This is a genomic window from Sphingobacterium sp. FBM7-1, from assembly GCF_020687765.1.
Lineage (GTDB): Bacteria > Bacteroidota > Bacteroidia > Sphingobacteriales > Sphingobacteriaceae > Sphingobacterium.
Genome location: NZ_JAJEWJ010000008.1, coordinates 83,709 through 107,788, shown reverse-complemented (window position 1 = coordinate 107,788; position 24,080 = coordinate 83,709). Strand labels below are relative to the sequence as shown.

17 protein-coding genes and 1 riboswitch are annotated in these 24,080 nt (G+C 43.5%); of the genes, 7 read left to right on the top strand and 10 right to left on the bottom strand.

Going from position 1 to position 24,080, the window contains the following annotated elements:
• Window positions 1-35: 35 nt before the first annotated feature.
• Genes LKO28_RS13185 through lepB form a run of 5 tightly spaced genes read left to right on the top strand, consistent with a single transcriptional unit; the run spans window position 36 to window position 4,759 of the window.
• Window positions 36-833, top strand: coding sequence for a ParA family protein (locus LKO28_RS13185; protein WP_227695410.1), 798 nt, complete (start codon window positions 36-38; stop codon window positions 831-833).
• 1 nt (window position 834) lies between these two features.
• Window positions 835-1,752, top strand: coding sequence for a ParB/RepB/Spo0J family partition protein (locus LKO28_RS13180; RefSeq protein ID WP_227695409.1), 918 nt, complete (start codon window positions 835-837; stop codon window positions 1,750-1,752).
• Window positions 1,752-2,501, top strand: a complete 750-nt coding sequence (locus tag LKO28_RS13175; protein WP_227695408.1) for a DUF5683 domain-containing protein — start codon at window positions 1,752-1,754, stop codon at window positions 2,499-2,501. The genes LKO28_RS13180 and LKO28_RS13175 overlap by 1 nt, the downstream gene beginning before the upstream one ends.
• Before the next feature lie 13 nt (window positions 2,502-2,514).
• On the top strand, window positions 2,515-3,255 hold the full coding sequence (dapB, locus tag LKO28_RS13170) for a 4-hydroxy-tetrahydrodipicolinate reductase (RefSeq protein WP_227695407.1): 741 nt from the start codon (window positions 2,515-2,517) through the stop codon (window positions 3,253-3,255).
• Between the two features lie 13 nt (window positions 3,256-3,268).
• On the top strand, window positions 3,269-4,759 hold the full coding sequence (gene lepB / locus LKO28_RS13165) for a signal peptidase I (RefSeq protein WP_227695405.1): 1,491 nt from the start codon (window positions 3,269-3,271) through the stop codon (window positions 4,757-4,759).
• A 38-nt stretch (window positions 4,760-4,797) separates the two neighbouring features.
• Here the strand turns inward: lepB and LKO28_RS13160 are convergent, their stop codons facing one another.
• Window positions 4,798-5,517, bottom strand: coding sequence for a pyridoxine 5'-phosphate synthase (locus LKO28_RS13160; RefSeq protein ID WP_227695403.1), 720 nt, complete (start codon window positions 5,515-5,517; stop codon window positions 4,798-4,800).
• A 25-nt stretch (window positions 5,518-5,542) separates the two neighbouring features.
• Window positions 5,543-6,343 carry a glucosamine-6-phosphate deaminase gene (gene nagB, locus LKO28_RS13155; protein WP_227695402.1) on the bottom strand — a complete coding sequence of 267 codons (801 nt, stop codon included), beginning with the start codon at window positions 6,341-6,343 and terminating at the stop codon, window positions 5,543-5,545.
• A gap of 132 nt (window positions 6,344-6,475) precedes the next feature.
• Between nagB and cdaA the strand changes: the two genes are divergently transcribed.
• Entirely contained in the window at window positions 6,476-7,270 is a 795-nt protein-coding gene (gene cdaA / locus LKO28_RS13150) for a diadenylate cyclase CdaA (RefSeq protein WP_227695401.1), read from the top strand.
• 5 nt (window positions 7,271-7,275) lie between these two features.
• Here cdaA and LKO28_RS13145 read toward each other — a convergent pair whose 3' ends face one another.
• From LKO28_RS13145 to metE, 4 genes are all read right to left on the bottom strand, one after another.
• On the bottom strand, window positions 7,276-11,847 hold the full coding sequence (locus LKO28_RS13145; protein WP_227695400.1) for an efflux RND transporter permease subunit: 4,572 nt from the start codon (window positions 11,845-11,847) through the stop codon (window positions 7,276-7,278).
• 38 nt (window positions 11,848-11,885) lie between these two features.
• Window positions 11,886-12,989, bottom strand: a complete 1,104-nt coding sequence (locus LKO28_RS13140) for an efflux RND transporter periplasmic adaptor subunit (protein WP_227695399.1) — start codon at window positions 12,987-12,989, stop codon at window positions 11,886-11,888.
• Window positions 12,990-13,225: 236 nt separating this feature from the next.
• On the bottom strand, window positions 13,226-13,597 hold the full coding sequence (locus tag LKO28_RS13135) for a hypothetical protein (protein ID WP_227695398.1): 372 nt from the start codon (window positions 13,595-13,597) through the stop codon (window positions 13,226-13,228).
• 145 nt (window positions 13,598-13,742) lie between these two features.
• Window positions 13,743-16,055, bottom strand: a complete 2,313-nt coding sequence (metE, locus tag LKO28_RS13130; protein ID WP_227695397.1) for a 5-methyltetrahydropteroyltriglutamate--homocysteine S-methyltransferase — start codon at window positions 16,053-16,055, stop codon at window positions 13,743-13,745.
• A 71-nt stretch (window positions 16,056-16,126) separates the two neighbouring features.
• Window positions 16,127-16,228, bottom strand: a riboswitch (SAM riboswitch).
• Between the two features lie 409 nt (window positions 16,229-16,637).
• Here metE and LKO28_RS13125 point away from each other — a divergent pair.
• Window positions 16,638-17,807: an alpha-hydroxy acid oxidase gene (locus tag LKO28_RS13125; RefSeq protein ID WP_227695395.1), complete on the top strand. Its 1,170-nt coding sequence runs from the start codon at window positions 16,638-16,640 to the stop codon at window positions 17,805-17,807.
• Window positions 17,808-17,847: 40 nt separating this feature from the next.
• Here the strand turns inward: LKO28_RS13125 and LKO28_RS13120 are convergent, their stop codons facing one another.
• The 4 genes from LKO28_RS13120 to LKO28_RS13105 form a co-directional block, all read right to left on the bottom strand.
• On the bottom strand, window positions 17,848-18,894 hold the full coding sequence (locus LKO28_RS13120) for an AI-2E family transporter (protein ID WP_227695393.1): 1,047 nt from the start codon (window positions 18,892-18,894) through the stop codon (window positions 17,848-17,850).
• A 38-nt stretch (window positions 18,895-18,932) separates the two neighbouring features.
• On the bottom strand, window positions 18,933-19,715 hold the full coding sequence (locus LKO28_RS13115) for an enoyl-CoA hydratase/isomerase family protein (protein ID WP_227695391.1): 783 nt from the start codon (window positions 19,713-19,715) through the stop codon (window positions 18,933-18,935).
• 4 nt (window positions 19,716-19,719) lie between these two features.
• A complete protein-coding gene (locus tag LKO28_RS13110; protein WP_227695390.1) occupies window positions 19,720-22,254 on the bottom strand; it encodes a DUF5686 and carboxypeptidase-like regulatory domain-containing protein in 2,535 nt (844 codons plus the stop codon).
• Window positions 22,255-22,685: 431 nt separating this feature from the next.
• Window positions 22,686-24,071 carry an NADH-quinone oxidoreductase subunit N gene (locus tag LKO28_RS13105; RefSeq protein ID WP_227695389.1) on the bottom strand — a complete coding sequence of 462 codons (1,386 nt, stop codon included), beginning with the start codon at window positions 24,069-24,071 and terminating at the stop codon, window positions 22,686-22,688.
• Window positions 24,072-24,080 lie beyond the last annotated feature (9 nt).

Here is a 24,080-nt window from a genome sequence, read left to right as displayed (position 1 = left end):
TCGAGCGGTATTTAGATAAAAAAGAGTTCAATCTCATGGGAAAAATTATAGCAATAGCCAATCAGAAAGGCGGTGTAGGAAAGACGACAACTTCCATCAATCTGGCTGCGAGTTTGGCTGTTTTGGAGCACAGGACATTGTTGGTAGATGCCGACCCGCAAGCGAATTCCACTTCAGGGATTGGTTTCGACCCTCGGGTTATCAAGGCAAGTGTATATGAATGTTTGGTAAACGACCTGCCCCCTCGCGAAGCAATCCAACAAACAGACACGCCTAATCTCGATTTACTACCAGCACATATTGACCTCGTTGGCGCAGAAATTGAAATGATCAATATGCACGAGCGAGAGTTCAAAATGAAAAAGATGCTAGATGAGGTAAAGGACGATTACGATTTTGTTATTATAGACTGTTCGCCATCGCTGGGCCTCATCACGATCAACGCCCTTACTGCGTCCGACTCGGTTATTATCCCGGTACAATGTGAATACTTTGCGTTAGAAGGATTAGGAAAATTGTTAAACACCATTAAAATCGTACAAACCCGTTTAAATACGAGTTTAGAAATAGAAGGTATTTTGTTAACCATGTACGATGTTCGTTTACGTCTTTCCAACCAAGTAGTAGAAGAAGTTCGTACGCATTTCAGTGATCTCGTTTTTGACACTATTATTCAGCGCAACACACGACTAAGTGAAGCACCGAGTTTTGGTATTTCGGTGATTATGCACGACGCCTCATGTAAAGGCGCTATCAATTATCTAAATCTCGCTCGCGAAATACTACAAAAAAACGGTCTAGTTACAGAAAATTCGCAAACAGCAACAGTATAACATGGCATTACAGAGAAAAACAGGATTAGGAAAGGGCTTGGGTGCATTATTGCAAGGTGATGATGTACAGCTGTCCAAGAACACGGGTAAAGTAGATGCTGTAACAAAAGAAAATACTCCTACGGCCGCCGGCAGTATTAACTTTATCAAGGTTAGTCAGGTCGCGGTGAATCCGTTTCAACCTCGTGCAGATTTCGATGAGCAAGCCCTTCAGGAGCTTTCCGAATCAATTAAAGTACAAGGATTGATACAGCCGATCACGGTGCGTCAAGTCGGTAAAAATGAGTACCAGCTCATTAGTGGGGAGCGACGTCTGCGGGCCGCAAAATTAGCAGGCATCGACGACATACCCGCTTACGTGCGTACGGCAAATGACCAACAGATGTTGGAAATGGCCCTTATCGAAAATATCCAAAGAGAAAACCTCAATGCTATCGAGGTGGCCTTGAGTTTCCAGCGCATGATTGAAGAGTGTAATTTAAAACAAGAAGAACTAGGTGAACGAGTGAGTAAAAATCGCTCCACCGTAACCAATTACCTTCGTTTGTTGAAGTTACCTCCTGTTATCCAAGCTGGAATTCGAGATGGCCAAATTTCGATGGGACATGCACGCGCGCTTATCAATGTGGGCGAAGTAGAGAAGCAATTATATGTTTATCAAGAAATTATCGACAAGGGATTATCCGTCCGAATGGCGGAAATTTTAGTACGAAACATACAACAACAGAGCAAGCCGAAGAAAAATCCGGTTGGAAAGCAATTGGATTTTCAGTACCAAAAGATTGAAGATGATTTAGCTTCAAGATTCTCTACACGTGTAAAGTTAAACCTGAAAAACAGCAGAGGCAAAGGAGCCATTGAGATCCCGTTTGAGAGTGAAGACGACTTAAGTCGGATCTTGGAATTATTGGACTGGTAATGCAGCGTTATATATTTATATTCTTCTTTAGCATTTCAGCCTTACTCCATAACGCACAGGCTCAGGAACGGGATTCTATCTTGACAAGCGCAGACACTTCGACGATAGACTTATCAGCAGACTCCCTGCACGCCGCGCAAGATAGCGTGCACGAAGAGACCAGAAAAGAACGTAGAGCGAGAGAAAAAGCGGAAAAAGAAAGAGAAAAATATTATTATAAAGATATAAAAAAGGATTCCGCTCGTTTGGAAATCGAGCAGATTTCCCGCACCGCTTGGAGACGTTCTTTAATTTTACCCGGGTGGGGACAATACACGAATAAAGGATTGTGGTGGGTAAAGGTTCCCATCATATACGGAGGTTTAGTTACCGGATATGTGGTATTCGATTATTGGCAATGGTATTATAAAAAGTTTCTGGATGAATTGGAGTATCGCATAAAATACCACGATGCCCCCAACGATCCTGATCTCATAAATTGGAGAACACAGGGCTTGGTCCAACAAAAAGATTATGGCCGTAGAAATCGGGATTTGACCGTTCTGGTAACAATTGGCTTCTGGGGCTTGAACGTTGTTGAAGCTTATGTAGACTCCATGTTGAAATATCGTTGGAATATCGGTTCTGACATGACCATGCGCGTCCGCCCCACACTTATGCCAAACACACATAGGGCACTAGCTGGATCGCATCCTTTAACAAGCTTTGGAGTAACCCCGGGAATCAAACTTACAATGAAATTAAATTAACCAGTTAAAAGATATGAAGGTAGTTATTTTAGGTTACGGCAAAATGGGACAGCTTATCGAAAAATTCGCGATGAAGCGTGGTCACGAAATTTTTCTTGTTGTCGATAAATATAACCGTGATTCTATTTCAGCAAATGATATTGCGGATGCAGATGTAGCCATCGATTTCAGTGAACCGGCAGCGGCATTGGATAATATCCATTTATGCTTCGAAGCAAATTTACCCATCGTGGTGGGAACCACGGGCTGGTACGATCACCTGGACGAAGTAAAATCGATCTGCGAAGACGAAAACCAAACGATGCTCTATGGTTCTAATTTTAGTATCGGCGTAAATGTTTTTTTCCATGTCAACAAATTGCTGGCAAAAGCAATGAATCCCTATAAACAGTATGATGTGCAAGTGGAAGAAATACATCATATTCACAAACTCGATGCACCGAGCGGAACGGCGATTACCATCGCAGAAGGAATTTTAGAAAATACAGCTGCGAAGACAAATTGGGTGAACAATGTTGTCGATGCCGGAGAAGAAGTCATCGCAAAGCCTGATGAATTACTCATTGAAAGCCTTCGTATAGAAGAAGTACCCGGTACCCATACCGTATTATACAGTTCGGAAGTGGATCAGATTGAATTTAAACACACAGCACATAGCCGTGCCGGTTTCGCTTTAGGAGCAGTCGTGGCCGCAGAATGGATACAGGATAAAAAAGGTTTTTATCAAGTAACCGAAATGTTTGACTTTATTTAACAGTGTAGGATTTATGTACTATATCATCTTTGCCCTATTAACGATTGCCTCCTTATATGGATTGTGGCTGTTATTCAAAAAGGCAGGAAAACAAGGTTGGGAAGCTATCATCCCCTTTTACCGCGAATATATTATGGCGCAGCTGACTGCCCGCCCCACTTGGTGGGTTGTCTTATTGCTCGTACCTATTGTAAATATATTTATTTTTTACGCCCTGTATCTCGATTTTCTAAAAAGTTTTGGGAAGCGCCGCTTTTGGGAAACAGTTGCCGCGGTAATATTGCCGTTTATATTTTTGCCCTTATGGGGTCGAGACCCCAATATTAAATACTTAGGTCAATCTAACACCGAAGCGTTTCAACAAAAATATCCGTATAAAAAAACGGCCGTGCGAGAATGGGCGGACGCCATTATTTTTGCGACCATAGCGGCATCCCTGATTCGCGGCTTCCTGATCGAAGCCTACATGATTCCCACAGGATCCATGGAACGCACCTTATTAGTCGGAGATTTTCTATTTGTTAGCAAACTCAATTATGGTCCACGTATCCCTATGACGCCGCTCGCTTTTCCCTTTGCACATCACACTATGCCAATCACCGGTGGGAAAGCCTATTCTGAAGCCATACAACTTCCCTATAAACGTTTACCCGGTTTTCAAAATATAGAACGGAATGATGTCGTTGTATTTAATTTCCCTGCAGGAGATACGGTGGCCTTAGAATATCAGGAAACAACCTATGCAGACCTGGTCCGGGCGATGGGAAAAGAAACCGTTCACAATCAATTTACAATTACAACCCGACCTATCGACAAACGCGAGAACTACATTAAACGCTGCGTAGGCATGCCCGGAGATATTATATCATTGGAACGCGCAGAACTGCTTATTAACGGAAAACCTGCGTTCACACCTCCCGAAATGCAACACGCCTACTTCGTTTACACAGATGGCTCAGGGCTTAATCGGGAAAGGATGCATGATTTGCGCATCGATGTCCAGCAAATGTCTGATCCGAGTATTTTCTTGATGCATATGACGGTGAATCAAGCCGAGATGATCAAAGCTTGGGGAAATGTAAACGACGTTGAAATGATGATTGAGGAAAGTATCGTTGTTTATCCGCATCATAAACAGTATAATTGGAGCGTCGATAACTTCGGCCCGCTTACTATCCCTGCAAAAGGTTGGACGGTAGCCTTAGATTCGCTTACCATTCCGTTATATGAGCGTGCCATACGGGATTATGAAGGGAACATCCTAGAGAAAAAAGCCGGAGATTATTATATTAACGGCGAAAAAGCAACAAGCTACACCTTCAAGCAAAACTATTATTGGATGATGGGGGACAACAGACATAACTCCTTAGATTCTCGTTCTTGGGGTTTCGTTCCGGAAGACCATATCGTCGGTAAAGCATTGTTCACCTGGATGAGTTGGGATGAAAAAGGCAGCTTTCTCTCTAAAATTCGATGGAACAGAATATTTAAGGGAATTAATTAAGCTGCATTAAAAGCATAAGGGCAAAAGAATTTTTGCCCTTATGCTTTTAATGCAGCTAGATATCGTTTTATGGTTTCTTCCAATCCCAAATACAGTGCATCGGCAATCAGCGCATGACCAATACTTACCTCTAAAAGCCCGAGAATATGCTCATTAAAGTATTTTAAATTATGAAGATCCAGATCATGCCCTGCATTTAGTCCAAGCCCTACTTCCTGTGCTTTTCTAGCAGCTCTTATATAAGGCGCTATCGCTTTTTTATCATCATAACCATATTCCGAAGCGTACGCTTCTGTATAAAGTTCGATTCTATCGGTGCCCGTCTCCGCGGCGCCTTCCACCATCTCCTCCTTGGGGTCGACAAAAATAGACACTCGAATCCCCGCATCTTGAAAGCGTTTTACCATATCCTCCAAATAATCCCGGTTTTTAATGGTATCCCATCCATGATTGGATGTAATCTGACCAAGTGCGTCCGGAACTAATGTAACTTGGGTTGGTTTATTTGCTAATACCAAATCCACGAACCTTGGCTCCTGACAATTCCCCTCAATATTGAATTCTGTGCTAATCGCTGCTTTCAGATCATAAACATCTTGATAGCGTATATGCCGTTCATCGGGGCGCGGATGCACCGTTATTCCTTGTGCACCAAAACGTTCGCATGCCAACGCTGCCGCCACTACATTTGGAATATTCCCACCTCTCGAATTTCGAAGGGTTGCTATTTTATTAATATTTACAGATAACTTTGTCATAACACGTTGTCTTTCTATGTAAAGTTTACGCCTCAAGGCCCGTTAATAAGGAGGCAGCTTCATTATCTAGCACAAACTCCACCTGTTCGCAAGTCTTCAAAAATGTAGCAGGTATCGTTGCAGTAACCTCCGTCTCCATCGTTTTCTGAACAATTTCAGCCTTTCCCCTTCCCCAAGCCATTAATAAGATTTTTCTGGCTGCCATTATCGTATCAATTCCCATCGTAATTGCTTCGGTAGGTACGTATTCTTTACTGCCGAAGGCGGGTGCGGCATCCGTGCGTGTCAGGTCATTCAACTCCACTAACCGCGTTTTTGAAAAGCGTGTTGCACCAGGTTCGTTAAAACCGATGTGTCCTGTACGCCCAATACCTAAAAGCTGAATATCGATTCCTCCCACTGCCTTAATTTTATTTTCATAAGCCGAACAGTAGGCCTCTATTTCAGCTCTCGCCAAAGTACCGTCTGGAATATGAACATTCTCCGGTTTGATATCGATATGATCGAACAAGTATTTCTTCATAAACGCGACATAGCTTTGAGAAGAATCCGGCTGCATCGGAAAATATTCATCAAGATTAAAAGAAATTACGTTATTAAAACTGAGCTCTTCTTCGCGATGTAAACGAACAAGCTCTTCATAAACATAAATAGGCGTGGATCCTGTTGCAAGTCCTAGTACGATCTGTTTATTGTCTCGTTGCTTAGCGCGAATTAACGATGCTATACGCTGCGCTACATCAACTGAAGCTGCTTTCGCGTCCGGATAAACAGAAATAACGGGTCGTTCGGGATTGGATTGCTCCAAAGGAAAATTTTTTACCATAATATATACTTGCTTAAATTTCTCTATTCTAAAGATAACAAGCAAAGTAACACAAAACAAACGAAGCTACCTATAATGCGGGTATATCATTTTTAATAAAATTCAAAAAAAAGCTTAAATTGCAAACAGATAATGAACAATTTTGATCCAAACATTCTCAGCGGTTTTCGACTACTAGACATTATTGATATTTTTCTGGTAGCTATTATCATCTATTATATCTATAGTTTGATCAAGGGTACTATTGCGGTGAACATCCTCCTAGGAGTTGGTCTATTCTATGGTATCTATTTGGTGGTAAAACAGATGGAGATGCGCTTGCTGACGGAGATTTTTGGAGGATTCATATCTGTTGGTTCCATAGCGCTCATTGTCGTCTTTCAACAGGAAATACGCCGCTTTTTAATTCATATCGGAAAAAACATTTCGCTCCGGCGGAAGAAATTTTTCTGGTCATTTCTGAATACCAAGAAAACCACACAGATAGACAATGGCGAACAAATAAAACCAATTGTAGAAGCCTGTCGCAGCATGTCTCGCTCGCGTACGGGCGCCCTACTCGTCTTTTCTCGGTACTTTGATGAAGAATATTATCAATCTAGCGGTGAATATATCGACGCACCGGTATCCAAACGCTTATTGGAAAGTATATTTTTCAAAAACAGCCCGCTACATGATGGTGCCGTCGTTATTGTTGACTTTCGCATCATGACGGCGAGCTGTGTATTGCCTTTGTCCGATAGTGAGGATTTACCGCCGCAGTTTGGGTTACGTCACCGGGCAGCGATCGGTGTCACCGAAGTATCTGAAGCTATTGCCGTTATCGTTTCGGAAGAAACGGGCGAAATATCGTTTACAAAAGACGGAAACGTCAATATGAACCTCAGTCCAGAAGAGCTGGAGAAAATTTTGAAAGAGGAGCTTTAACAATTCTATTGCCAGCCTCCTCCTAGAGCTTTGTAGATAACAATCTCGTTCAACAGTTCCTCTTTCTGGATTTCCACCTCATCCAACTCAGCAGCTACCGCATCTTTTTGCGCCGTGATAATTTCCAGATACGATACACGGCCAGCGATAAACAATTCGTTGGCAGCCGATACCGCCCCTCGAAGTGCTTCAACCTCTTCTTGCACATATTGTTGTCGCTGTTCAATATGGTCTTGGGTTTTCACAGCGTTCGAAACTTCGTTATACGCATTAAGCACCCGCTTTTCATATTCCAAAAAGTTCAGCCCATACATTGCCTTATACGTCTCATACTGGCTTTTAAGCTGGCGCTGATTGAAAATCGGCGCCGTCAGCCCGCCCGCTAAGCCGTACGTCAATGACTTATCTAAATCTACAAGCTTGTTAAAAGTAAACGATTGTAAGCCAATAAATGGCGACAATACCACACTCGGCAAGAACGCCGCTTTCGCAAACCTCACATCTTGTTCTGCCCCGATAAGTTGGAAGGAGGCCTCCCGAATATCAGGCCGCAGACCAAGCATTTGAAAAGGTGCGCCCACATCGAGCTTCTCGAATAAAGGCTGCGCGCCAAAACCGGTCTCTGTGCGTTGTACCTGTGTATTAAAGCTTCCTGTCAAATAGTTAATATGGTGCTCTAACAGCGTAATTTCCTGTCTAACCCTTTCCCGTTCCGCTCTGGAGTTGGCCAAAAAAGCTTTAAATTGCTGCACGCCCAGCTGGGTAGTACGCCCCGCTTCCTTCTGCAGTTCTGTAATTTCCAACGCGCGCTCATTCAACACAATATTGTTATTAAAAACGTTGATTTTCGCATCCAAGCTCAGCAACTCGTAGTAGGCGGAAGCGATATTTGTTACGAGCTCCGTTTCGACGAGTCGGCGCGCTTCATTCTCTGCCAGTAAACTATTAAACGCAGCGTTTTTCTGAGCACGTAGCTTACCCCATAAGTCTAGCTCCCAGGAAGCACGAACGCCTACAAAGTAGTCAGGTAGCGCAGGTTCCGGGATCTTTTCATCATCCTTCAGGTTTTCTGAAAAATTCGAATCGTAATTACCGATACCTTCTTCGGTATAGAATCCATACTTCCGTAAACCTGCTTCCGCCGCTAAATCTAAACTAGGCAGTAAGGCAGCCTTCCGTTGCCTAAAACTCGCTTGCGCAATTTCAATACGTTGAATAGCTTGCTGCAAATCGTAATTATAAACTAAAGCAGAGTCAATCAGTGTCTTTAAGTAAGGGTCGGTAAAAACATCCTTCCAAGGCAGGTGCGCAATTGTAATGGTATCTGTATTTGTAGACACCAAGCTATCCCGATTAAACTGTGTTGGTAATGCTGCATGCGTTCCTTTGTCCAGCTGTTTCGGCACGCTACATGATACGATCAAACCTGTGGCCAGCAATAACGTCGCAACCTTAGGAATCATTTTTTTCTTCTTTTCTTTTTTTCTCGGCGAACAAAGTACATATAATCCCGGGATAATAATTACACCCACCAACGTTCCTATCAACATCCCGCCCACAGATGCCGTACCAATCGTTTTATTTCCAACAGCTCCCGCACCTGATGCCAGCATCAACGGTATAAGTCCTGCTATAATCGCAAATGATGTCATCAATATGGGACGCAGCCTCACATATGCCCCTTCGATAGCTGCCTGTAATACGCTCATGCCTTGCTTTTGTTTTAACACCGCGTATTCCACAATCAGAATAGCATTCTTCCCGAGTAGACCAATCAACATAACCAAGGCCACTTGTGCATAAATATCGTTTTCCAGCCCGAGTAATTTAAGGAACAAGAAAGAGCCGAAAATACCCGCTGGCAATCCGAGGATAACTGGTAACGGCAACAAGAAACTCTCATATTGAGCCGAAAGCAATAAATACACGAAGACCAGACACAACGCAAAAATATAAACAGCCTGGTTTCCCGAGATAACCTGCTCCCGTGTCATACCGGACCATTCAATCGCATACCCCTGTGGCAATTCCTCGGCCAGTCGTTGGATCGTTTCAATCGCCTGTCCCGTACTGTAGCCAGGAGCTGGCTGTCCGTTCAACATCGCCGATGTGAACATATTATAACGTGTAATCTGCTCTGGCCCATAAATACGTTTCATCTGGATGAAAGAAGAATAAGGTACCATTTCGCCGTCTGCAGTCTTCACAAACAGATTTAAGACATCTTCCGGTGTCTGACGATAATGCGGGTCGGCCTGTACCATAACCTTATACATCTGTCCGTAACGAATAAAATTCGTCGCATAAAAACTTCCCATTAGGGTCTGCAGCGTCGTCATCGCATTTTCCACAGAAATTCCTCTTTTGGCGGCCATATCGTAATCGACCTCGAGCATGTACTGCGGAAAGCTCACATCAAAACTCGAAGAAACTCCTTCAATAGCCTCTGAATTATTGAGAGCTGTTATAAAATCCTCGACAACTTCCGCTGTTTGATTTAAGTCTTCATTCCCGCTGCGATCCAATAACCGTAATTCGAAACCAGAAGCGTTACCAAAGCCTGGAACCGTAGGCGGCGGAAAAAATTCGATTTCCGCATCGGCGATGTGGGCTGTTTTCTCCTGCAACTCCCGCATCACGTCGTCAACGGTCACATCTCGCTCATCCCACGTTTTGAGGTTAATCATCCCCATACCATAAGAAGCACCTGACACTTCGGTTAACAAGCTGTATCCCGCAAGTGTTGATACCGTCTCGACAGACTCTAAGCTTCTCGCGATCTCCCCCACCTCGTTCAATGCCCGCTCGGTACGGTCTACCGTTGCACCCGGAGGTGTCGTCACATTCACGTACACCATCCCCTGATCCTCGGTAGGAATAAAGCCAGATGGCAATATACTACTCGCACCCCATGTAGCAATAAAGAAGAAAATAAGCATCCCCACCGTTACCATTCTGCGTCCCGCAATGCGCGTCAGAAGGCTTCTGTAGCCACCTGCTGTTTTATCGTACGCCGTATTAAACTTTTTAAAGAACCTGCTTAACCAACTGTTAGATTCTTTTTTATCATGTGGCGAGCGAAGGATAAGGGCACATAAGGCAGGTGTAAGAGTTAACGCGTTGATTCCGGAAATCACAATAGCCGCGGCTAGCGTAAGCGAAAACTGTCGGTAGAACACGCCCACCGGCCCCGAGAGAAAGGCGACTGGAATAAATACCGCAGACATGACCAATGTAATCGCGATCACGGCCGATCCCACCTCTTTCATAGCGGCAAGTGTGGCCTCCATCGGAGGTAAATGTTCTTCCTCCATCTTGGCAAAGACGGCCTCCACCACGACAATACCGTTATCCACCACAATACCGATGGCCAAGACAAGCGCAAATAGTGTTAATAAGTTAATGGAGAAGCCCATCATTAACATAAAAAACAGGGCTCCGATCAAACTGACGGGAACGGCAAGGATAGGAATAATAGTCGCTCTAAAATCTTGAAGAAAGATAAACACGACCAAGAAAACCAGAATAAATGCTTCTAAAAGTGTTTTTACAACACTAGACATCGAGGCATCCAAAAAACGGGAAACATCATATCCCATGCTATATTCCATTCCTGGCGGGAAGGTCATCGTTTTCAGTTCTTCCATGCGATCCTTAACACGCTGGATTACATCCTGCGCATTGGATCCCGGCAGCTGCTTCATCATAATGGATGCTGAAGGGCGACCATCCGCCTTGGAAGCCATTTCATATTCCAACGAACCAAATTCCACATCGGCTATATCCCGAATCCGGAGAATAGAACCATCCGAATTTGCCCGGATCGGCACATTCGCATACTCATCGGGCTCAGAAAAACGACCTGGATAACGCAATACATACTGCTGCATGTTTACCGTCTTATCCGATCCGATCCCGGTTTGTCCCGGGGCAGCCTCAATATTCTGTCTCCGTAGCGCCTCAATAACCTCCTCGGTAGAAATCTGGTAAGCAGCAAGACGATCCGGCTTCAACCAGACCCGCATAGCGTAGTCTTTGAATCCCATGATTTCGGCAAAACCTACCCCCTCGATACGTTTCAGTTCTTTTAAGATATTGATATCCGTAAAGTTGTAGATAAACCGCTCGTCAGCCGTTTCGTCCGTTGTATAGATATTGAGGTACATCAACATACTGTTGACCTCCTTCTCGGTGATAACACCTGCACGTATTACCTCTTCAGGAAGCTCATCTAATACGGTGGATACTCTGTTCTGTACGTTAACCGCAGCGATATCAGGGTCTACTCCCACATTAAATGCTACTTGGATGAGTGTCGTTCCGTTATTTGTAGTAACGGTATTCATGGATGTCATACCCGCGACACCGTTGATCGCACGTTCCAAGGGAATCGCGACCGCATCGGTACTCACTTCTGCGTTGGCACCAGTATAGTTAGCCGTTACGACCACAGAGGGCGGCACAATATCCGGAAACTGTGTAATAGGCAGTGTAAATAAGGCCAAAAGTCCTAGCAAGGTGATAAAAATAGATATCACCAACGAAAGAACCGGCCGTTTTATATAAGTTTCAAACATGAAATTATTTGCTAAAAATTAGTGTATAACCAATATCGTTATTGTTGAGTCAAGGGTTTTATTTTCATACCATCACGAAGCCCGCGCACGCCTTCAAAAACAATTTTTTCGTTCCCCTCCAGACCGCTCTCTACGATATAATAATGTCCTACACGTGATCCTGCCTCGAAAGGCGTCATCTTCACCGTTTCATTTTCACCTACAACATACACATATGCTTTATCTTGAATTTCGACCACCGATTTTTGATGTACAAACCGCGTATCTCCGGTCGATACCGGTACACCAATCTTACCCGACGCACCGTGCTTTAGCAATCCTTCCGTATTAGGGAATTCGGCACGCAGCGATATAGAGCCGGTCCCGGGATTGAATTCACTCTCTACAATCTTCGCTTCTCCACCATAGGGATACTCCTCGCCATTTGCTAAAACAAGCTTGACCGCCCTTTTAAAAGTATTGCTACGGAAATTAGAATCAGTAGCCAAATCCAGGTATTCCGATTCTGAAATATCGAAATAAACGTTGACTTTTCCCAAGTCTGATATCGTCGTGATCAACGAACCTTCTTCAAGCAAAGAGCCTTCTTTGAGTTGAATTCGGTCAATACGCCCATTAAAAGGAGCTCGGATAAGCGTTTGGGAGAGTTTGGTTTGCATTTGGTTCTTCACCGCTTTAGCCTCTTCTATTTTCGATAGCGCGGCTTTGTACTGCACAGCTATAAGATCTGCTTCGGTCGCAGAAACAATATTCTTCGCTACTAGTTTTTTGGTCCGTTCCTTCTCTAACTCTACCTTTTTTGCTTCCGAAACGGCAATATCAAGTGCTGCTTCTGCTTTTGCATAATCTGCTTTGTACTCTTCGTTGTTAAGTTGGAAAAGAACTTGGCCGGCCTTAACCAATGCCCCTTCATCTACATATATTTTTTCCAAAAATCCGGTTAAACGGGACCGCAACTCCACATTTTTTGTTGCTTGTATATCGGCAATATATTCTTTGTATACCGTCGTATCCATGACGGTAAGATTTACTACGGGCAGTTGTTTTACCGCCTCCGCGCTGCTTTCTGTACTCTTAACGGTGCAACTACTGGCGAACAACGCCAATCCCAATACCGGGAACACCAATGAAAGTGTCTTCATTTATTATTACTAAAAAAGTGATTAAAATCTGTATTAATGTTAAGCCTCTTGCAATAGGTAACATGTTTAACTATTTCCCTCTACAGGACTTGTTTACTCCTGCTTACGAGAAAAAATGCTTAAAGTCAATGGAATAACATATAGTTCCTTATCTATTGCTACGCGTGGGGGACAAACCCAAACATTAATACCTGCGAAATTGTTCGAAGATGTGGGGAACTATTGGGAATTAAAAGCTAAAAGGGCTGTAGCCTATGCAGGTGTGTGTAATAATTCGGTATAATTATTCGTTTTTTACCATCGTATACCGGATGCTTTACATATCGAGCTAGTTGTTCAAACGGAAACAACAATGTCAACACCAACACAAAGAGCGATAAGGACAAAGCCTGATACTCGTGCGAACGATATTCATCGTATAAGATTTCTACATCCGCCGCATCTTTATCAATCGGCAATGCTAAAACGTCATCAAGAACGATCTCCAAAAGCGATTCCCCATTTAAAAGAGAATCATCATACCGCATAGCATACCCAGATTCTGGTTGGTAAACCAGAATATTCAAGTAACATAGCAATATAATGGAATGAACAATCTTAAATAACATGTCGAGCAAAAATACTAAGCTTACGTTAAGTAATTGACCTCCTATTGTAAAAAAAATGTTGCCCGTTCATTTGTATCAAAAACGATACAGCCCGAAGAATCCTTCGGGCTGTATCCACTTTTATAATACTAAATTGGTGTCGATATTACTCTGCGCGTAAAATCTTAGCTGCTTCAACCATCGATTCTAACGCTGCTTTTGTCTCCGGCCATGCACGGGTTTTTAAACCACAATCTGGGTTTACCCATAGTTGTTCGGCGGGTACCACCGCTTTAGCCTTACGAAGCAAATGCACCATCTCCTCTGTGCTTGGCACACGTGGCGAATGGATATCGTATACCCCAGGACCAATATCGTTTGGATATTTGAAATCGCCCGCAAATGCATCCAGCAATTCCATTTGAGAACGTGAGGTTTCTATCGTGATAACATCCGCATCCATAGCTGCGATATCTTCAATGACATCATTGAATTCCGAATAACACATGTGGGTGTGGATCTGCGTATCATCTTCTACATTGGATGAGGAAACACGGAAAGCACGGACCGCCCAATTCAAGTAATCTTTTTGTCCTGCCTTACGTAGCGGCAACCCTTCCCGAATAGCCGGCTCATCGATCTGGATGATTTTGATGCCTGCTTTTTCTAATGCCTGCACCTCATCCAAAATGGCTAAGGCTATTTGATAAGTTGTCGTCGAACGCGGTTGATCGTTACGTACAAATGACCATTGTAAAATCGTAACTGGCCCGGTCAACATACCTTTTACCGGACGATCGGTCAAGGACTGTGCATACGCAGACCAACGAACAGTCATATCCTCCGGACGATAAACATCCCCATAAATTATTGGCGGCTTCACACAACGGGAACCGTAAGACTGTACCCATCCATTCTTCGTGAATGCGTAGCCTGCCAATTGTTCACCAAAGTATTCCACCATATCATTACGCTCAAACTCTCCATGCACTAAAACATCAATATCCAAGTCTTCTTGCAAACGTATCGTTCTTTCCGTTTCTTCAGCAATCTCTTTATCGTATTGCTCTTGCGTAATGACGCCTTTTTTCAAATCTGCTCTCCACTTGCGGACATCTTTCGTCTGTGGGAAAGAACCGATGGTGGTCGTAGCAAAACCCGGCAAGTTAAATTTAGCCTGCTGTGCGGCTTTACGAACCGAGAACGGAGAAGTACGCGTTGCGTCGTCATCTGTAATATTCGCGGTACGCTCCTTGACCTCCGGTCTGTGAATCAGAGGTGATGTGCGGCGACTTTCCGCAGCAGCTTTATTCGCATCAAAGCGTGCCGCTGTTTTTACATCCACTTCACCATTCGCCAATACGGATAGATCTTTCACTTCGGCTAACTTTTGTTTTGCAAACGCTAACCAATTCTTTACCTCGGCAGGCAACGATTCTTCATTATCTTCGTTATCCAAATCAAACGGAACATGAAGCAACGAGGAAGACGGAGCAACCCATACCCGTTCTGCACCGAGCGCTTCCACGGCCTGTTTAATTTTTTCTAATGATTTCTCATAGTCGTTTTTCCAAATGTTTCGTCCTTCAACAACCCCCAACGAAAGTGTTAAGGATGCCGGAACCTTTGGCAAAATGGTATCGAGTTGATTTTCTCCACGCACAAGATCGAGATGAAGCGCGTGTACGGGCAAGTTCACAGCAGTTTCCTCATTATCCTGAAGTGCTTCGAAATAAGTTGCTACGATTAATTTAATGTTTTTTGCGGCAGCTGCTAATTTCTCAAACACCTTACCATATAAAGACCGCGTAGCCGCATCAATATCCAAAGCCAAGTAAGGCTCATCGATTTGTACATATTGTGCACCGGCATCGGCCAACTTCGCTAAAATTTCTTCATAAACAGGCAACAAACGATCAATCAAGTCGATACGCTGAAAACCTTCTTCTTTTTCTTTACCAATTAACAGGTAAGTTATCGGGCCAATCAGTACAGGTTTCGTTTCAAAACCTAAAGATTTGGCCTCCTTATACTCGTTCAAGAATTTCTCCGAAGTTAACTGGAATGTTTGATCTTTCGTAAATTCCGGAACAAGATAGTGGTAGTTAGTATCAAACCACTTCGTCATTTCCATCGCGGTAACGTCAACACCCTCTTCTTGGAAACCACGTGCCATCGCAAAGTATAGATCAAGGTTATATTGACGGTCAATTCGATCCAATAGGGAGTTGTAACGTGCTGGAATAGCTCCCACGGTTAACGACAAATCCAAAACTTGATCATAAAAAGAAAAGTCGTTTGATGGGATCAGGTCGATGCCTGCTTCCTGCTGTGTCTTCCAATTGCTTTCCCGGATTTTAAGTCCAGCTTGCAATAATTCTTCCGCGCTGATTTTCTTAGCCCAATATGCTTCATTGGCCTTTTTCAATTCGCGGAACGCACCCACTCTGGGGTATCCTAAATTGTTTGTTAATAACATAAATATAGTTGTTGTGTTTAAATTCTTTTACCGTTTGCTTTGGAGAAAAGGACACTAGAAGAAGTGTACTCAGCTTATCTTTCTCCTAATCAGGAGTAGAATGTAGCACCTTGTCAAGAGACAGGTTGCTAAGGCTTCTTCGGGTCTACTCCCTCTGCCTTTCTCTATAAGCGAGGCTAATATATGAATAAAATGGGATTTCACCAAATTTTATTTATGCTCCTTTTTTAGAAAAAGGAGCGTAAAAATCGCCGCTTCGAATGTTTTACATTAGGGATGGTACTAGGAATGAGTTTGTACAGTTGTAAAACATTCGGATGCGGCCTCAAAAGTTAAGAAGGGATAATACAATTGCACAATCCTCCTTTAACCTCTGAATGCCACATGTAAAATTTTGAAATATGTAAAAATATTATAGATGCACTACCCACTCTTTCAAAATTTTAAAGTGGCGAGTTTTTTTGGTTACTTTTTTTGCGAAAAAAAAGTAACAGCCTCGCGGCTCGAGCGACACACAACAGGACAGTAAATATTGAAATTGTGTGTATATTCGCTACACTTTTTAAAATTACTTTTTCAGAAATGAGTGAGAAAATCGTATATCGATATAATTCAAAATATCCTTCTATCGCAGATTTACGGAAAAAAGCGAAATCCAGGATTCCAAAATTTGCATTTGATTACCTCGAGGGAGGCTGCAACGAAGAATGGAATTTAGCAAAAAATGAAAGCGACTTCGACGATATTATACTGAAACCACAATACCTTCGCGTAGCTGGAGATATTGACATGTCCGTTGAGCTTTTTGGAAGACGCTATAGCGCGCCTTTCGGTATCTCTCCCATCGGGCTCCAAGGATTAATGTGGCCTAATGCGCCCGAAATTCTTGCGAAAGCCGCTGCCAAACATGATATTCCATACACCTTGAGCACGGTATCGACCAGCAGTATCGAACGTATTGCAGAAGTTTCAGAAGGAAAGGCCTGGTTTCAACTCTACCATCCTACCGAGAATAGGCTTCGTGACGATATCCTACGCCGCCTTGAAGCTGTAGAATGTCCTGTACTCGTTGTCTTGGTCGATGTACCTTCCTTCGGACTTCGCTACCGCGAAATAAAAGCGGGATTGTCCATGCCTCCTAAGATGAATATCTCCAACATTACACAAGCGATGATTCGCCCATTGTGGGGTATCAAAACATTGCAACATGGCATCCCTTCTTTTGCGACGTTAAAGCCCTATATGGAGAAAGGCCTCGATTTAGCACAGCTTGGGAAGTTTATGGATCGTACGTTTACCGGTAAAGTAAACATCGAAAAAGTGAAAGCGATTCGCGACATCTGGAAAGGTGCACTCGTCGTTAAAGGCATTACAACGGATGAAGATATGGAAGCGGTAATCGGTATTGGTGCGGACGGTGTGATCGTATCCAATCACGGTGGACGTCAAATAGACGCCGGAGAGTCCTCTATTAATTCCCTGATTCACCTAGCCGGAAACCCTACTTATAAGGAGAAAATCAAAATTATGCTGGATGGTGGTATACGCTCCGGTGTAGATTTAGCCCGGGCACATGCGGTGGGTTCTGATTTTAATTTTATGGGACGTCCGTTTATGTATGGTGTCGGCGCCTTGGGCGACGAGGGTGGAGAACATACTGTTAATTTGTTCAAAGCCCAACTCTATCAGGTGATGCAGCAGCTGACCTTGGAAAACGTCAGTCAATTCCCAGAAAGATTATTGAAACGATAAGGTAGCAGGAGCTGTATCGCTACTTATCGATACAGCTCCTTTATTCTTGTTTTTCTCTTAGCTGTTCTTGTTGTAAAGATAAACGCTTATTCGTTTTGTATATCTTCAATGCCAAAAGAAAATAAGCTAACAGCAACGGACCATATACCAGCCCTATAAGACCAAACAAGGGCAGTCCAATAATAACCCCCACTACGGTAATCAATGGGTGGATATTGCCAACTTTCTTATTGATAATAAAGCGGAGCACATTATCGATATTGATAACCAGCGCGAATCCCCAGATGAGCAATCCTATTCCCTGCCAGGTTTGACCTTGAGACAGTAAAACCAACGTGGCGGGCACAAAGATCAACGGAGGTCCCAAGAGCGGGATAAAAGATAATATAGCGCAGATTACGCCCCAAAACAACGCATCACCCACACCAAATATCCAAAATCCAATGGCGAGGCATCCACCTTGAACAATCGCTACAATCGTTTGTCCCACAATATTGGAATAGGTAATGTTTTTTAACTCCGTGCCAAACACGACCGCCTGCTCTTCATCAAAAGGAAAATAGTATAATATGCCGTTTTCAAAGCCTTTATAATTCACCAGCATAAAGTACAAGATAAAATACATCACGGTGATTTCCAGAAATATGTTTGCTGCACCACCCAATACCGCTGTCAACAGCTTACCGAAATAAGCCGCACTTGCTTCGAGTTGCTCTTGCAGGAGATCTGGTTTTCCCAATGTATCGCCGGCAAATTGATTCACGGCGTCTATCACCTGTTTTATCCAAGCGGGATTTTCCTGTAACGCTATGGCCTTTCGGACCAACATACTGCCAATACCTATAAACGGCAAGACAATGATAAAAACAGAAAGGATAATAATCAGCACCGCAGACAAAGGTTTCGGCCATCGCCATCGCTCGATCAGGAAAATATTTAAGGTGCGAAAAAGCGTATACATGACCAGTGTCCCCAGAAATGCACCGAAAATGCCCCGCGTTGCGTAGAGGAGAATCCCTCCCAAAGTCAGCACGATTAAGAGAATAATAATATTTCTCTCCTTTTGAGAAAAAACAGGGTTGTTCATACTGTTAACGACGTCTATACCGTAGAAGAAACAAAATATCAAAAGTTTGGTTTTCGCTTTGCTAAGAAAGCGGACACGCCTTCTTTAAAATCTGGACTATCGAACGCAGCGGCAAATGCGTCCCTCTCTTCTTCGTAACCTTTCTCCGGTTCCATCAACCCTATATTCACGGTGCGGATAGCGGCAGTGATCGCCGTTTGGGAACGTCCGAACATCTTCTCCAAAAGCCGCTCACAGGTAGCCATCAATTCATCTGCCGGCACGGTGTAATTTACCAAGCCCCACTGCTGTGCTTCTCGCGCATCGATCATTTCCCCGGTCATGATCATTTCCAAGGCTTTTCCGCGCCCAACCAACTGGGGTAATCGTTGTGTACCGCCGTACCCAGGAATAATGCCTAAGGACACTTCGGGAAGCCCCATCTGGGCATTTTCAACGGCTACCCGAATGTGGCAAGCCATCGCAAGCTCCAACCCACCACCTAACGCAAACCCGTTGATCGCAGCAACTACCGGCTTTGGATAGGTGTACAACTCATCCATCACTTCTTCCTGTCCGAATTTTGATAAGAGCCATGCCTCGTCGGAGGAGAAATCTTGAAACTCCTTAATATCGGCTCCTGCCACGAAAGCCTTGTCTCCTGCGCCGGTCAAAATAACCCCGCGCACCTGATCATTCGTTTTTAAGTCGGCTAGTATTTCCGCCAACTCCTTTAGGACTAAAGTATTCAACGCATTCCGCTTATCGGGTCTATTCACCGTGATGTAGGCTATATTTTTCCAGATCGCTAGCAGGAAATAAGTATATCTCTTTTCTTGCATGGGTTTAAAAGTTTAAGTGGAGGCTCACGCGATACCTGTCTTGGTCGACATTCGGTAAGCCAATATAACTTAGCCGACGTATATATTCAACACGCAACAATCTAAAAATATTATCGATACCGACCTTCCCTTCCCAATAAGGCACCTTTTTATCAAATACGTGCGTCATGATATGGCCGTCCGCATCGGTATCAAAATGAACCACATCCTTACTAATATAGGGGTTGTTCGCGTCGCTTAGCCGACCATAAAACATCTTGCCTCCCCAAATCTCCCGTAGTTTCAGTTTCTTGATCAATGGAATCTTATTGAGGATAAATCCCTCCAGTTGATGTTCAAATGCCAAACGTATGTACGCATCGGCGACAAATTCCATACTACGCATCATCGAAAAATCGATTTCATGTCGCGTATCTTCGTCGCGGAAAACGTTCGGCATCTCCAATAGAGGATAAGGTAGCGCACCCCAGATCTTCCCACCGCTCAACGTCATATCTGCAAAGCCCAGTTGGTTGAGGAAAAAACGCTTAGACACCGAGCCACGCAACGCATCAAAAGCATAGTCACCGTCCCAGAAGCCCTTCAACCCCCGGTTATATTGCAGTGTAAATACTGGATATTTCTCGATGATCGTATTGCGGCTGAGATTACGGTAGTAAAATTTCTCTTTGGGCGCCCAGCGTAGTATAAACTCCATTTCATTGGTATTGATATGAGCAATATCCCGAGGTATTTCACCAGATGAAATAAATTGTAAATCTCCAATTGCCCGCCTACGGTGATGGATAAAAGAACTTTGTAAACTCACGTGATTGCCAAATTCTATCAAATGTTTGAGTTGATACGCATACGTATCCATCCATTTCGTCGGACGATTGCTTCGTATAGACTGAAAAAAACTGTCGCCTTTTTTGAAACCGAGCATTCTCCCCGGATCAAAAATATCATGTTGCACCGCTACTTGTAAATAATGAGCCGGAAACCGGGCCACAGATTGGCCATTTAGCGAAAAAGTAGGCCGGACGAAGTATTTAAACGCACCGTCTTGCGTGCCGTAAGCTAAATACCCTTCGATAAACAACTTCTCCGAAAAGCCAAGCGTCGTCCGTCCGCTTAATCGTATCCGGTTGCCCTCGATATTATTTCGCGAATACAAATACTCTAGTGGGCCAAACTCGATCGGTCCAGCTGGATAGAACCCTTGTGCCAGCAGATAACCGGCAGCAAGCATTGTTCGAAACGTACGGTTATCGTTCAAAGAATCTACATTAGCATAAACGCGGTTTTCCACCTTCGATAGCTGTACGGGACGTTGCTGTTGAACAAGGATTTCATTGTCTTTCGCTGTTTTCAATGTCTCTATAGGAGCTCCTTTAAAAACATCGTCCGAGAAAGAGGGGGAAAAATCGTAATCATAGTTATGCGTAGTCTTCCGGCCATATACGGCATCGCTTCGGTTCGTCCCAAACATAATATCCACATCACTACGCTCCAAGAACATATACCGTTCTGCATTCGGACGAAATTGCAAGTCAATCGTTATATCATTTACCCAATTCAGATTCGCTTCCTTATTCGCCCGTAGGGTCGCCCCCTGCACCGCAAACCGACCATCTGTCGTTATCCGTAATTTACCACTAAGCAACAAATCTGTCTTGTTTCTAGGCTCGAAATTCAGCTCTATTAAACGGCCATCTTCTGTATCAATCGTATCTGTAATATAATACTTATAGAAAACCGGCGCATTATTGGCTATCGGACTGAGGAATAATTTATTGATCAGAAAGATGTTTTCATCATAAATCTCAACCTCCTGAAAGAGATAGGATAAATACGATTGGATATTGTGGTTGTTGACATATCGGTCGTCAAAATCTGTCTGCTTGATGGATTTCACCCGCTTTTTAAACGCCTTGGGATCATTCTTGGAATAGACATCGCTTAGCTGCTCCTGCATAAAAATGGTAAGCAGTTTATTCCCCGGCGATGTCAATGTATCCACATTATCGAAAAAAAAGCTTAAGCTTCCCATCCGCTTATTATACTGCTCCGGCGGGTTTACAAGTCCAAATTGCAATTTGTCATACTGTTGAAAAGACAACTTCGGTTGGTTCTCCAAGCGATTGGAGCGTTTGTGTTTGATGACCTGGTGGATAATATCCACTGCTGGATTTCGATTCCGGTATTTCTGACGACGGGAAATTTCCACGGCGTCAATAAGCTGCTTATCACTTTCCAATGCGATTTGCAAATGCTGCGGAAGGGAATCAACGCTTATGATAAGCTGTTTATAGCCAACAGCAGATACCACAAGTTGCAGCGGAAACGGACTCGTCGTTGTTAAGAAAAATTGCCCTGAAGCACCACAGGATGTTCCATCCGATGTCCCTCGTACTTGTACACTCGCCTGCGGAACACCTTTTCCTGCTACATCGTCTATAACGGTTCCACTGATTTTTTGTTGAGCCAGACCTTGCTGTGCAGCAACGCCAAGGGTAAATATCAATATCAATAATTTCAGCAAGCTTATTCTCCTCATATTCAAAATGGCTCTCCCCCTAAAGATACGATTTGCTTTTAGTTTTGATAACGGTTTTCTCTTCATTTTTTCCTTGATAAAAAAACGAAGCAAAAAAACCGATCGAAGTGAGCTGATGGACACCAAAATAAACGCGAATCCATAAATCAAGGCTGAATATAGTTTTGCTATTTGCCATCGAATTTATTTTTTATGGAGATGGCGCTATGATGAGCATCTATATTTATACACATCATGGTTTCTTTGTCTATTCCTAAGTAGCATGGAACCCGCATAACCGAAAGACATTATTGACCACTTTTACTTCCGCAATTGTACTGCCCTCTATTAACATTGAATGTCACATCCGGATATTTGAGGTCTGTAGAAATTCATATTAGCACTACCCTCTTTCTCAAATATCCGAAGTGACGATTTTTTGGTTCTTTTTTCTAAAAAAAGAACGAGAGAATACTATCGGGATAAACCCCAATGATCAGCGTCGATGCGGCGGCTACAACCAATACAAACTTATAACTGGCTGGAATATGCTGTTCTGCTACTTCCTCTTCAGGTTTGCGAAAGTACATATTTACCACCACGTGCAAGTAATAATATACGCCAATTGCTGCGTTAATAACCGCTAGGATTAACAACGTGATGTTATAGGTTCCCATGACGTTATTGAACATCATAAACTTGCCCATGAAACCTGCCGTCAAGGGGATACCCGCAAGCGAAAGCATGGCTATGGTCAATACCAACGCGAGCATAGGTTCTCTTTTTGCCAACCCGTTAAATGACTCAAAATTTTCTGAGCCCGTACTACGTTTCACGATAATAAGTGCTCCGAAAGCCACTACGGAAGCTAGTGAATAGGCCGTCGCGTACACCAACATACCGGATGCAGAAGTTACACCGATGGATACGATAGCAAAGAGCATATAGCCGGCATGTGAAATACTGGAATAGGCCATCATCCGCTTAAAGCTAGCTTGCAACAAAGCCGTGATATTCCCCACAAATAGTGTAATGATAATAATGGTCAATAATACTGGTGTCCAAAAGTCGTGTAGAGGAACCAATACCATACTAAATAACCGCAGAAACCCCACAAACGAGGCAACTTTTACTACCGTACTCATATAACTTGTAATCAGGATTGGTGCTCCGTCATACACATCCGGCGTCCAGAAGTGAAAAGGTGCGGCTCCCACTTTAAAACATAAAGCACAAAGTAATAAGAGTACACCGCCGTAGAACAAAGGAGAGATCTCCGAGGATGTCTGTACATAAGCTTGTAACTCCCCAAGATCGAAGGTACCTGACGCGCCGTATAAGAGTGTAATACCGAACAGAAGAAAGCCCGTAGAAAATGCGCCCATAAGGAAGTATTTTAGCGCAGCTTCATTCGAAGCTAAATCTGTTTTCCGGATGCCCACCAAGATATACAATGCCACGGACATCACCTCAATGCCAATAAATAGCATGGCAAAATTATGATATGCATTGACAAGCAATGCGCCCATCAGCGAAAAAATAATCAACGAAAAATATTCAGAAAGGTACGTGCTGACATGTTTAAAATATTCTTTCGAAAGTAGGATAATGAAGCCTGTGATAACCACACAGAGCACTGAAAAAGACAGTGCTAAGCGATCAAAAATCACCATCCCATGGAATAACGGAAACGCTTCGCTGTTCCATTCTCCCACGAGAAACCCTAATGTAACGACCAAGCCCAGCAAGGTGACAGGAATAAGCGCATTCTTTGCTTTGAATAAGCCCAGATATAACACCACGATTCCCAAAATACCCAATGTAATAATTGCCCCCATAATATTCTA

Excerpts from the sequence above, each read along its gene's own strand:
- LKO28_RS13185 (WP_227695410.1), top strand. The coding sequence starts at position 36 with ATGGGAAAAATTATAGCAATAGCCAATCAGAAAGGCGGTGTAGGAAAG.
- LKO28_RS13180 (WP_227695409.1), top strand. The coding sequence starts at position 835 with ATGGCATTACAGAGAAAAACAGGATTAGGAAAGGGCTTGGGTGCATTA.
- LKO28_RS13175 (WP_227695408.1), top strand. The coding sequence starts at position 1,752 with ATGCAGCGTTATATATTTATATTCTTCTTTAGCATTTCAGCCTTACTC.
- dapB (WP_227695407.1), top strand. The coding sequence starts at position 2,515 with ATGAAGGTAGTTATTTTAGGTTACGGCAAAATGGGACAGCTTATCGAA.
- lepB (WP_227695405.1), top strand. The coding sequence starts at position 3,269 with ATGTACTATATCATCTTTGCCCTATTAACGATTGCCTCCTTATATGGA.
- LKO28_RS13160 (WP_227695403.1), bottom strand. The coding sequence starts at position 5,517 with ATGACAAAGTTATCTGTAAATATTAATAAAATAGCAACCCTTCGAAAT.
- nagB (WP_227695402.1), bottom strand. The coding sequence starts at position 6,343 with ATGGTAAAAAATTTTCCTTTGGAGCAATCCAATCCCGAACGACCCGTT.
- cdaA (WP_227695401.1), top strand. The coding sequence starts at position 6,476 with ATGAACAATTTTGATCCAAACATTCTCAGCGGTTTTCGACTACTAGAC.
- LKO28_RS13145 (WP_227695400.1), bottom strand. The coding sequence starts at position 11,847 with ATGTTTGAAACTTATATAAAACGGCCGGTTCTTTCGTTGGTGATATCT.
- LKO28_RS13140 (WP_227695399.1), bottom strand. The coding sequence starts at position 12,989 with ATGAAGACACTTTCATTGGTGTTCCCGGTATTGGGATTGGCGTTGTTC.
- LKO28_RS13135 (WP_227695398.1), bottom strand. The coding sequence starts at position 13,597 with ATGTTATTTAAGATTGTTCATTCCATTATATTGCTATGTTACTTGAAT.
- metE (WP_227695397.1), bottom strand. The coding sequence starts at position 16,055 with ATGTTATTAACAAACAATTTAGGATACCCCAGAGTGGGTGCGTTCCGC.
- LKO28_RS13125 (WP_227695395.1), top strand. The coding sequence starts at position 16,638 with ATGAGTGAGAAAATCGTATATCGATATAATTCAAAATATCCTTCTATC.
- LKO28_RS13120 (WP_227695393.1), bottom strand. The coding sequence starts at position 18,894 with ATGAACAACCCTGTTTTTTCTCAAAAGGAGAGAAATATTATTATTCTC.
- LKO28_RS13115 (WP_227695391.1), bottom strand. The coding sequence starts at position 19,715 with ATGCAAGAAAAGAGATATACTTATTTCCTGCTAGCGATCTGGAAAAAT.
- LKO28_RS13110 (WP_227695390.1), bottom strand. The coding sequence starts at position 22,254 with ATGAGGAGAATAAGCTTGCTGAAATTATTGATATTGATATTTACCCTT.
- LKO28_RS13105 (WP_227695389.1), bottom strand. The coding sequence starts at position 24,071 with ATGGGGGCAATTATTACATTGGGTATTTTGGGAATCGTGGTGTTATAT.